General features: G+C 51.8%; 7 protein-coding genes, 1 tRNA gene, 1 rRNA gene and 1 pseudogene. 6 read left to right on the forward strand and 4 right to left on the reverse strand.

All coding sequences use genetic code 11. From position 1 onward, the window contains the following. Positions 1-564: 564 nt before the first annotated feature. From L1D47_RS19275 to hemN, 4 genes are all read left to right on the forward strand, one after another. The gene (locus tag L1D47_RS19275; protein WP_239886439.1) at positions 565-1,233 is read left to right on the forward strand and encodes a class I SAM-dependent methyltransferase; all 669 of its coding nucleotides are present in this window, start codon (positions 565-567) and stop codon (positions 1,231-1,233) included. Between the two features lie 47 nt (positions 1,234-1,280). Next, positions 1,281-1,814, forward strand: a complete 534-nt coding sequence (yihI, locus tag L1D47_RS19280) for a Der GTPase-activating protein YihI (RefSeq protein ID WP_239853769.1) — start codon at positions 1,281-1,283, stop codon at positions 1,812-1,814. A 141-nt stretch (positions 1,815-1,955) separates the two neighbouring features. After that, positions 1,956-2,423 (forward strand): DUF2489 domain-containing protein, encoded by a 468-nt coding sequence (locus L1D47_RS19285; protein WP_239886440.1) that lies wholly within the window; start codon positions 1,956-1,958, stop codon positions 2,421-2,423. Between the two features lie 172 nt (positions 2,424-2,595). Then, positions 2,596-3,972 carry an oxygen-independent coproporphyrinogen III oxidase gene (gene hemN, locus L1D47_RS19290; RefSeq protein WP_275661511.1) on the forward strand — a complete coding sequence of 459 codons (1,377 nt, stop codon included), beginning with the start codon at positions 2,596-2,598 and terminating at the stop codon, positions 3,970-3,972. Between the two features lie 96 nt (positions 3,973-4,068). Here hemN and add read toward each other — a convergent pair. After that, positions 4,069-5,053, reverse strand: a pseudogene (gene add, locus L1D47_RS19295) (adenosine deaminase). A 234-nt stretch (positions 5,054-5,287) separates the two neighbouring features. Here add and L1D47_RS19300 point away from each other — a divergent pair. Beyond that, positions 5,288-7,075, forward strand: a complete 1,788-nt coding sequence (locus tag L1D47_RS19300) for a DUF885 domain-containing protein (RefSeq protein ID WP_239886442.1) — start codon at positions 5,288-5,290, stop codon at positions 7,073-7,075. Positions 7,076-7,235: 160 nt separating this feature from the next. Continuing rightward, the gene (locus L1D47_RS19305) at positions 7,236-8,189 is read left to right on the forward strand and encodes an alpha/beta fold hydrolase (protein WP_239886444.1); all 954 of its coding nucleotides are present in this window, start codon (positions 7,236-7,238) and stop codon (positions 8,187-8,189) included. On the opposite strand, the gene L1D47_RS19310 is transcribed toward L1D47_RS19305, so the two are convergent. From L1D47_RS19310 to rrf, 3 genes are all read right to left on the reverse strand, one after another. Next, positions 8,178-10,670, reverse strand: coding sequence for a GGDEF and EAL domain-containing protein (locus L1D47_RS19310; RefSeq protein ID WP_239886443.1), 2,493 nt, complete (start codon positions 10,668-10,670; stop codon positions 8,178-8,180). The two genes, L1D47_RS19305 and L1D47_RS19310, sit on opposite strands and share 12 nt — an antisense overlap. A gap of 268 nt (positions 10,671-10,938) precedes the next feature. Further along, positions 10,939-11,015 (reverse strand) — tRNA-Asp (locus L1D47_RS19315). Positions 11,016-11,038: 23 nt separating this feature from the next. Then, positions 11,039-11,154 (reverse strand): 5S ribosomal RNA (rrf, locus tag L1D47_RS19320). Positions 11,155-11,178 lie beyond the last annotated feature (24 nt).

The following is an 11,178-nucleotide window of genomic DNA, read 5'->3' on the forward strand; positions in this document are numbered from 1 at the left end:
GAATAAAGTTAAGTAAAAATAATAATAATTTTTTGACCACTCACTAAAAATAATAAGAGTAGTACTTCGCATCTGAAGTCGGGTCGTAATAACTTAGTAAGGATATTGGTTAGGAAGGCCAATGCGCTAATTAGCATTCTCCTTACGGTTCAGGAAACAGTTGAACTGCTTACTGCTGAACTTTAACGTAAACCTAACAGGGATGGTTTATTAGGCGTCAAAGATGACGATATGGATTGTGATGTGTCAAGAAGACCATCTACGGAAGCTGTGGTCAGGAAGGCGACAGGGAAAGAAAAAAGCGTCTGGAAGACCGAAAACGAAAATAACTATGCATGGAAAGCAGATTAAAAAATAAGATGGAATCCGACTGGGAGAGTCGCATAGCAAGTAAGGAAACTTGGAATCAGAATTGAGTACCTTTGGTACTTTTTTGGAAGGCGACAGTGATACTGTCGCCTTTTTTTATACCCAACAAAAAATACGCTTCTGTTTCCACCTGGCCTACAGTAAATTAAACAGGCAACTGCAATTAACCCAGCCTTTGAGAGTCATGCCCAAGCCATGCGAAGATGCCCCCTGTGCACCAGCGAAGCTACCGCCCCCTTCTATCAAGATAGAAAACGAGCTATCTATCGCTGTAAACGCTGCATGCTGCTGTTTGCCGATGCCAGCTCTCATCTACCCCCCAGCGCCGAGGTAAAACGCTACCGCTCGGCCAATAGTAAAGACAAACCGCTGCAACAATTCTTATCTAGCCTGATCACTCAGTGTGAACAACAGGTTCAGGGACCACTGCTCGGGCTCAACTTCGGGCGACTGCTAGGCCAACCGGCCGTCGACGCCATCATGGCCCGAGGTCACCAGCTCAACCAATATGATCCACACTTCGCTCCGGATCATACCCTGCTAAGGCTCAAGTACGACTTCATCTGTTGCTATCGTGTCTTCGAACACTTTCGCTTTCCAGGTAAAGAGTGGCAGCTACTCTGTTCTCTGCTCAAACCCGGTGGCTGGATGGCAATCAGCACCCAGCTGCTCACCGAGCTTCAGGGCTTTCCCAAGTGGCATCATAAGAACAATCTGACCCATGTCAGCTTTTATCAGGAGGCCACCTTCCAATATTTGGCAGCCCAGGCTGACTTTAGGCTATTATTCGCCTCGAAAGATCTCATTTTGGTGCAAAAACCAACAGGATCTGGTATAACACGCGACCCAAGTTCACTTATCTGACTCAGGGTTAGGTAGGTTCACGATTTTTTGTAGTTGAGATTAACGCTATGACACGTAAGAAAACGCGCAAGATCAATGAGAATGCGCCAAAACGTCCGCCTAGAACCAAGAAAGAAGACCGTGCCCTCACGGGCAAGAAGCAGAAGTCGGGCAATAAAGCGGGCAGTCGTCATAACGAAAAACAGATCCAACAGAAGCAATCGGGCACGGCCCAGGCAAAAGATCCTCGCCACGGCAGCAAGAAGCCTATCGCGCTGGAGTTACCGACTCAGACGCCTGTAGCCAAGCAGCCCAAGGCACCTAAGATGAGCGATGAACAGAAGCTGCTGAAGCTAGAGGAAGATCCTAGACTCAACAAGCTGCTGGATATGCTCGAAGAGGGTCGCGATCTCAACGAGGCAGACCAGGCCTGGTTAGAGAAGCAACTAACAGAGATAGAGCGCCTGATGGATCGCCTAGGCATCACGGAAGAGGACGATCTCGAACATGTCATGAAGACCACGGTCGGCTCAGACGACGATCTCCTGGAGAAGTTTGAATCTGGCGCCGATCTGCTCAAAGATTACCAGGATAAAGACTAGCCCCACGGCTAACCCAAATGGCATCGATTCGATGCCATTTCGCTATCTACGCCAGGTAACCAATACCTAGCCACTATCACCTAGCGAAAGCAAACACCCAGCGAAAGCAAACAACTAGCAACCCAACACCTCGGACTGATTATGACCACGACACTCCTCATCCTAGGCGCCATCATCATCTTAGGCCTGGCCGCCTACGCCGCCAGCCTGCTACTCAAGCTAAAACAGCAAACCGCCCAACAAAAAGTCCAGCGCGAGGCCCAACAGGCAGCCAAAGATGCCAAAGAGCTGGAGCTGCTGGGCAATATCCACTATATCGCCGCCGCCATGCTCGAGGAGCGCTGCGAACTCTCAGAGGGCGTGATGCGTATCGGCAAACTATTTAATATCCTCGGCCACGATGAACAGGTAAAGCACCAGTATCCGGCGCTCTTTAAGCATTTTGAGGTCATAGAATCTCACCCCATCATGGAGCAGCGCAAGGCACTGGCGAAACAGCAACGGATGAAGCTAGACTTAGACAGAATGAAGTCCGAATCAGCGCTCGAGGCCGAGATCATGGCCGAGGTAGCAGTGCTTGCCAAGGCCTATGCCCACCTCAACCATTGACGTGAGTCGGTGCACAAAAACGGCTTAACACCAAGACATTTAAGCCGAAAACAAGGATATTCATCAGCTAACATAAATTGCAGTGCTAATTTGCAACCTGGATCAATGTTATTCGCTCAATAACATTGCATACTTCGCTAGTTGCTAATTTACCACCCTCGGAGGACACGCCTTGAAGCAGCCCACCCAAATTAGTTGGGATCAGTCAATGATCGAAAAATATAATTACAGCGGTCCTCGTTATACCTCTTACCCAACCGCACTAGAATTTGACGCCTCCTTCACCGAAGAAGACCTGCTCACCTCTATTGCCAACAGTAAGAGCAATAAACTATCGCTGTATCTACACATCCCTTTCTGCGCCAAGCTCTGCTACTACTGCGGCTGCAACAAGGTGATCACCCGTCACCAGCACAAGGCCGACCAATATATCGAATATCTCGCGGCAGAGATCGTCAAACGTGCACCGCTGTTTAAGCATTACCAGGTAACCCAGATCCACTGGGGTGGCGGCACGCCAACCTTCCTCAGCCCAGAGCAGATCCTCAGGCTGTCGGCGCTGCTAAGAGAGCACTTTAATATTGCAGACGAGGGTGAATACTCTATCGAGGTCGATCCACGCGAGATCGAACTCTCTATGCTAGACACCCTTAAAGAAGCCGGCTTCAACCGTATCTCGGTTGGCGTACAGGACTTCAACAAAGAGGTGCAGATTGCCGTTAACCGCGAACAGGACGAGCAGTTTATCTTCGACCTGATCGCCAAGGCGAAAGAGATGGGCTTCGTGTCGACCAACATCGACCTGATCTACGGCCTACCACACCAGACGCCAGAAAGCTTCGCCGAAACCATGCAACGCGTACTGGATCTGTCTCCCGACAGACTCTCTGTGTTTAACTACGCTCACCTGCCGGCACGTTTCGCCGCCCAGCGTAAGATTAAAGACGAGCACCTGCCGACGCCACAGCAGAAGCTGGAGATGCTACACCAGACCATCGAGACGCTGACGGGCGCCGGCTATCAGTACATAGGCATGGATCACTTTGCCAAGCCAGATGACGAACTCGCCATCTTGCAGAACGAAGGACGCCTGCACCGTAACTTCCAGGGTTACACCACCCAGGAAGAGTGTGACCTGCTGGGCCTAGGTGTCTCCTCTATCAGCCAGATTGGCGACTGCTACGCCCAGAACCAGAAAGATATCCGCCCCTACTACGAGTCGGTGGACGAGAAGGGTCACGCCCTGTGGAAAGGCTGTAAGCTCAATCGTGACGACGAGATCCGCCGTGTCGTGATTAAGCAGTTGATCTGTCACTTCGACCTGGATATGGACAAGATAGATAAGCAGCTAGGTATCAAGTTTGAAGAATACTTCGCCGAAGATCTCAGACTGCTACAAACCTTCATCGACGACAAGCTGGTCGAAGTGAAAGACAGAAAGATCACCGTGGGCGAAACAGGCCGTCTGCTGATCCGTAATATCTGTATCTGTTTCGACGTTTATTATCGTGACAAGGCCCGTCAGCAACAGTTCTCACGGGTTATCTAAACCCAAAGATAAAAAAAGCCGATGAATTATCATCGGCTTTTTTGTGGCTAATACTTTAAGCCATAGCACTTTAAGATAGTGCTTTAAGTTTGCGCTTTAAGCCTTGGCGGCATAGAGCGCCTTGCGCTCGCTGTCGGAGATAAAGGCCATCTCCACGCCGTTGCGTTGCAGCTGCGCCAACTCAGCGTCGCTAAAGCCCATCTCCTGCTTCACAGTGTCGTACTCATGCTTAATGTCGATGGCGCTCACGCCAGGATCATCTGTGTTGAGGCCGATCAACACCCCGGCCTCCATGAAGGTACGCAGCGGATGCTCCTGATAACTGCTCACTGTAGACGTATGCAGGTTACTGGTTGGACAAGACTCTATGCCTATCTTATTGACAGCCAGATACTCCATCAGCTTAGGATCGTGGATGGCATTGACCCCATGGCCGATACGGGTCGCACCGAGCTCCTGAATAGCCTGCCACATGCTCTCGGCACCAGCCGCCTCACCGGCATGCTCCGTAATCGCCAGTCCGGCGTCACGCACCTTCTTAAAGTGATCGTTAAACAGGGCGCCTGGGAAGCCTAGCTCATCCCCCGCCAAGTCCATCGCCACCAGGTGCTGCTTGTGTGCCAGCAGGGCTTCTAGCTCCTGCATGCAGGCGTCCTGACCGAAGGAGCGCGACATGATGCCGATCAGGTTGATCTTCACCTGATGATCCTTGAGGCCCGCCTTAACACCATCGATGACGGCTTCGACAACTCCCTCGATCGGCAGCTTATGGTTCATCGCCATATAGTAAGGACTGAATCTCAGTTCGGCGTAATCCAGGCCAGAGATCGCCGCATCGGCAACATTCTCATAAGCCACACGTTTTACCGCATCAAGATCAGCCAGTACGGCAACCATCCAGTCTAGCTTCTTCAAAAAAGCGACCAGGCTGGATTCTTTCCCCTGAATTTGAACGAAAGGCGCTAAACCTTCCAAGGTGTTGGCAATTGTGTTGGTGGCCCAGGTCCCAAATCGTTTCCGCCCTGACGTTACCATCAAGATGACGATGCAGATCCACCAACGGAATGGATGTATCAATCATATTTAACCCCTATTTGAACCCCTCAGCCAATATTGTTTTTTATCTGGTCTGAAGTTGTTGCAACTATAACACGCATTTTTTAACGATATGCATGACTTATGTTCAGCTTTCGACCAAAGTCCGTTGCAATACCTGCTGACAATTTATCTTGTGCCATGGGTGACCCACCAAATTGAATATTGCATAATCGTTGAGCTTATACCTAGGCCCATAATAATGACAACAGGATCACCCATGCATAAACCCTTAGCCCCTTGCCTACTCATACTCAGCCTCACGGCCTGCCAAATGGCACCCACGGCGGATGTCGGCACGATGCCGCAAACCACTGTCAGCCAGAGTCATCAGCAATTGCAGCGCATCATAGACGATGCCTGGCAACTTAGATTAGAGTCTAGTCCAGAAATGGCCTACTCACAGGGCGACGAGACGGCGGCGGCTAAACTGGACGATCTCTCCCCTGAGGCACTGGCTAGCTACAATCAGGCCGAAAACGCCCTGTTGGCTCGCCTCAAGGCATTAGATATGGCATCGCTCGACAAGGCCGATCGCATAAACGCCAAGATACTCGCCTATCAGCTACAAAACAGCGTCGACCAGTACCGATTTCACGACCGTTACTTCCCCATCACCGCCGAGAGTGGCTTTCACGCCTATATCTCCTCCATCGCCAAGGGTAACTTCAACAACCAAGCCGATTATCAGCACTACCTGAGCAAGCTCGAGGCGCTGCCTCATTATTTTGCCCAGCAAACCTATTGGCTAAAGCAGGGACTCGCTAAGGGCATCACGCCCGCCAAGGTAGTCTTAAACGGCTTCGAGGAGAGTATCAGCGCCTACATAGTGCCGGTTAAGCAGAGCGGTTACTTCAAGCCCTTCACACACTTTCCCAAGCACTTCACCGAGGCTCAGAAAAACGAGTTAACGGCGCAAGGCAAGGCCCTGATTGAACAGAATGTCTTGCCTAGCTACCAGGCCTTCTATGACTTCATGACCCAGGAATATATCCCAGGCGCACGCCAAAGTATTGCCGCCTACGATCTCCCCGACGGTGAGGCCTTCTATGAGAATCGCGTGCGCCACTACACTACGCTGCCGATGACGGCCGACGAGGTGCATCAACTCGGGCTCAAAGAGGTCAAACGCATTCGCGCCGAGATGCAGGCGATCATAGATAAGTTAGGGTATCAGGGCAGCTTCGCCGATTTCTTACACTTCCTGCGCACGGATCCTCAGTTCTACGCCAAGACTCCAGAGCAGCTCCTGAAAGAGGCGGCCTTTATCGCCAAGAAGGCCGATGCCATGCTACCGAAATTCTTCGGCAAACTGCCACGCACGCCCTATGGCATCCAGGAAGTACCCGCTGAGATCGCCCCTAAATACACCACGGGCCGTTACTCCGGCGCCAGTGGCGACGACCAACCCGGTTATTACTGGGTAAACACCTATGCCCTGGACAAACGTCCTCTATATGAATTGGAGGCCCTGACCCTACACGAGGCCGTGCCGGGTCACCACCTGCAGATCTCCCTCAACACTGAGCTGACCTCCCTGCCTAACTTCCGTCGTTACAGCTACATCTCGGCATTCGGAGAAGGCTGGGGACTCTACTCAGAATATCTCGGGCTCGAAGGTGGTTTCTATCAAGATCCCTACAGCAACTTCGGCCGCCTGACCTATGAGATGTGGCGCGCCGCCCGTCTGGTGGTCGACACCGGCATGCACGCCAAGGGTTGGACTAGGCAGCAGGCCATCGACTATATGGCCAGTAACACGGCACTGTCGCTACACAATGTCACCACTGAGATAGACAGATATATCTCCTGGCCGGGTCAGGCCCTGTCTTACAAGATAGGCGAACTCACCATCAAGCGTTTGCGCGCCAAGGCAGAGAAGGCCCTGGGTGAGAAGTTCGATATCCGCGCCTTCCACGACGCCGTCTTAGCCAATGGCTCAGTGCCCATGGCGCTACTCGAACAGCAGATAGACGACTTCATCGCCGCACAGGCTGCCGCTAAGTAGTAATCCTCCTCTGGCGTCCTAGTCATGCGATAGTGGCGCCAGAGATACTTAGCCCCCTTAAGCCATTAATCGCGATAACATATCGTGCTACACTCAGGCATCTTGTTCCTAATTCAGATTGCCCATGTCCACAGCCCCAGTCTCTACAAGCAGTGGCACCATCGCCACAACACTATCGGTTTTTTCCAGCGAATTAGAAGACAATCGACAGCAGCTAGATACTTTCTGGCAGGGCGTGGAGCAAGGCTATCTGACAACCAGTGATGGGCTCAAGCTGGCCTACTGTATGGCTGCACACCCCAACTCGACCCGGGCGATTGTGATCAGCAGTGGTCGCGTCGAGGCCTATCTAAAATACCAAGAACTGATCTTCGACCTCTATCAGTTAGGATATAGCGTCTATGCCTTGGACCACAGAGGCCAGGGACTTTCAACCAGGCTGACCGATAATCCGCATCAGGGGCACGTAGAGAAGTTTGCCGACTATGTGAGTGACTTTAGTCACTTTATCGATACGATTGTCACCCCCAAGCAACATGACCGACTGTATCTAGTGGCGCATTCCATGGGCGGGACCATAGCCACTTTATATCTGCAACAGGCGCCAGAACTATTCGATGCGGCCGTGCTCTCGGCTCCCATGTACGGCATCTGCCTGCCTATGCCTAAGCCCTTCGTGCGTTGGTTGGCGGGACACCTGGACAATGGCTCGAGCAATAAGCCCAACTATGTCTTAGGTGGAAAAGATTATATTGCCGTGCCCTTTGAGGAGAACGACCTTACCCATAGCGCTACTCGCTATCAAGACTATCGTAAGCTATATGAGACCTACCCGCAGCTAAAGCTAGGCTCGCCAACCAATCGCTGGTTAACCGAGTCTCTCGATGCCTGTGAGCAAGCCGTTCAGGCCGCAAAACACGCACAGACACCGATATTGATCTTGCAGGCAGAAGAAGACTCCATCGTCGATAATCGCGCCCAAGATGCAGCCAAGGGGGAGCATTGCCACCTCTTCAAGGTCGCCCATGCCCGTCATGAGATCTTTATGGAAAGAGATAGCGCCCGAAACCAAGCGCTGAATCAACTGGCAGACTTTCTCAGCCTACACGCTTGATATCACGGGTGATTCATCCAGCCTAACCAGCAGGCGGCTCAGCTCTTCTCCCGGCATAGGCCGGTGGAACAGATAGCCCTGATATAGGTCACAGCGATAGACCTTAAGCTGCTCGAATTGAGATTGGATCTCGACTCCCTCGGCAACAAACTCCAGATTCAGGCTATGAGACATATCGATCATGGCCTTAACGATCGAGGCGGACGCCTCACCATTGCCCATGTCTCTGATAAAGCTGGCATCTAATTTAAGGCGATTAAGCGGCAGCTCCTGCAGATAGCTCAGCGAGCTGTAACCGGTACCGAAATCATCCACCGCGATACTGATCCCAGCCTCTCTTAGCAGAGTCATGGTCTGACGCACCTGTTGAAGATCGGTCAATAACACATGCTCGGTCAGTTCCAGTTCAATATGGGCAGGACTGATCCCTTGCGCCTTTAGCGTGGCCAGTAACTTAGGCGCAAACTCATCCTGATGGAATTGACGGGCGCTGACGTTGATTGACACCATGGGCGGGCAGATATTCTGTGCCTTCAACTCACGAATAAAGCGACAAGCCTCCAGCAACACCCACTCACCCAACTCGATAATCAGGGCGCTCCCCTCGGCAACCGGAATAAAGTCAGCCGGAGAGATCGCCCCATGCTGTGGATGATGCCAACGCAGCAAGGCCTCGACCGAGGCGATCTCGCCCTTGGCATTTAACAGGGGCTGGTAGAAGAGAGACAACTGATGGCGAGAGGCGGCATGCACCAGCTCGATTCGGATCATCAGATTTTGCGCCGCACGCTTATCCATCTCACTGCTGTAGACCACACAGGCATCGCGGCCACTCTCCTTCGCCTGAGCCAAGGCCATGTTAACCCGTTTTAGTTGCTGTTCCGGTGGTGTGGCCTCACTCGGATCTATGATGGCAATTCCGACGCTCGCAGAGAGATTAAAAGTATGACCGCTGATATGAAAGCTGCGAGCGATGAGCTGACGCATCTGGCTTGCCAACGCCTGAGCACGACGTCGAGCACTGAGGAGATCTTCCGGCAGCTTCTTCACCAAAATAACAAACTCATCTGCCGCCACACGTGCGATAAGTGAATTAGAAGAGAAATAACTAGATAGCCTGGCCGCTATCTGAATCAGCAGCCTGTCACCACCATGATGCCCCAGAGCATCGTTAACCACCTTGAAGTTATCCAGATCCAGCATAAACAGGGCGGCACAGCTTCCCGACTCATCCTGCTGCTGATAGAGTCCATCCATCAAGGCACGACGATTAGCGAGATCCGTGAGCGGGTCATGCTTGGCCTGATGCATCGCCGCCTTCTGATTGCGAATATCCTCGGTCACATCGGATAGTGTGCCTATCATGCGTAGCGGCTTACCCTTCTCATTCCACGCAACCGTCATGCCGCGATCCAGCACCCAGATATAATGGCCCAGCTGATGACGGAGTCGATGAACGCTCTCAAACTCCTCGGTTTCGCCATTAAGGTAGGCGTTGAGGCTCTTGAGTATTCCTTCCTTGTCCTCAGGATGTAACCGGCTCTCCCAGGTTTCTAACTCGGGCATCAAGTCTTCGGGCCCGTAGCCCAACATATCTTTCCAACGATCCGAGAGAAATACGCTGTCATCCTCCAGGTTCCAGTCCCAGATGCCATAGCGAGAGACCTCTACGGCAAACAGCCATCTCTGCTCACTATCCTTAAGCTGTTTCGCCCCTTGTTGGAATCTATCCTTAAAGCGCTGGAGATTCTGCTCTAAGCTATGCAGCTCGATGAAGGGGGACTCGATCCTCTTATTCCTTGGCTCAGGCTCTGACTGACCCAAAGCCGCCGCCTGGCGGCTCAGATGACGAATCGGCGACAACACAAAGTAGTAAAACAGGCCAAGCAAGACAAAGGTAGTCGCCAGGGCGATTGCCCCTATTCTCATCAGGCCGACTAATACGGTTTCATCGCTGGCGGCCAGCATGGGCGCCATGTCATATTCGAGATAAATAAGCTCGGGACGTTCCACCGATAGGGATGAGAGTAGAGGTGTAATGGGATAGTAGGCCTGTATCGACTGACGCTTGTCACTGAAGTAAATCCTAGACTTGCCCTCGGCGACCCTGTCTCGATGCGCCTGACTATCATAACCATCGATCACCAACTGTGCCGAGCTGTCACGCCATACACCATGATTAGCAAAGCGTATGTCTCCTTTGCCATCGATAAGCGTATACACAGATAGCCGAATGTCGCTGCCAAGCAAGGCAAGCTCCTCTTCTACCCGGGTGAAGTCTTGCGCCTTAGCGGCCATCGCCACCAGATGATTCATCCGCATCAGCTCTTGAGACAGAAACTCGACCTGGGAGGTGGATACATGGCCTCGACGCTGCTGTCGCTCGACAAAATAACTACTGGTTATGAAAAACGCGAACAACAAGACACACACCAGAGGTGCGAAGAGCATGAGCGAGGGACGCGAGACAAATTTCAGCAAAGTCACTACACCTAAAGAAAAGGGTCGTCAGACGTAACACATCTTATCAATACAGGATCTACTGCGTGTGTTTGTGCCGATTATGCCACATTTAAGTTACTTAGTGACTAAACATTATTGCATTTAGCTATAAGCATATAGAGATTAACTAGGACGACGAGTGCTGGGCCATGCTGAAGAGAGAGTATCTCGAATGACTACATCCAAATTGAGAACGGCCAAAACGAAAAAAGCCCTAGCATTGCTGCTAGGGCTTTCATCTTAATGTTGGCGGAGCGGACGGGACTCGAACCCGCGACCCCCGGCGTGACAGGCCGGTATTCTAACCAACTGAACTACCGCTCCTTTGGGCTAAGCCCAAATTAGGCGCCTGGAAATGACCTACTCTCACATGGGGAGACCCCACACTACCATCGGCGCGATTGCGTTTCACTTCTGAGTTCGGGATGGGATCAGGTGGGACCACAATGCTATGGTTTCCAGACAAAATTGTAAATTTGAAAAGCTG

This window comes from Shewanella sp. Isolate7, assembly GCF_022398425.1.
Taxonomy (GTDB): Bacteria; Pseudomonadota; Gammaproteobacteria; order Enterobacterales; family Shewanellaceae; genus Shewanella.

Bases quoted from the DNA above. Each gene is read 5' to 3' on its own strand.
- L1D47_RS19275 (WP_239886439.1), top strand. From the start codon at position 565: ATGCGAAGATGCCCCCTGTGCACCAGCGAAGCTACCGCCCCCTTCTAT.
- yihI (WP_239853769.1), top strand. From the start codon at position 1,281: ATGACACGTAAGAAAACGCGCAAGATCAATGAGAATGCGCCAAAACGT.
- L1D47_RS19285 (WP_239886440.1), top strand. From the start codon at position 1,956: ATGACCACGACACTCCTCATCCTAGGCGCCATCATCATCTTAGGCCTG.
- L1D47_RS19300 (WP_239886442.1), top strand. From the start codon at position 5,288: ATGCATAAACCCTTAGCCCCTTGCCTACTCATACTCAGCCTCACGGCC.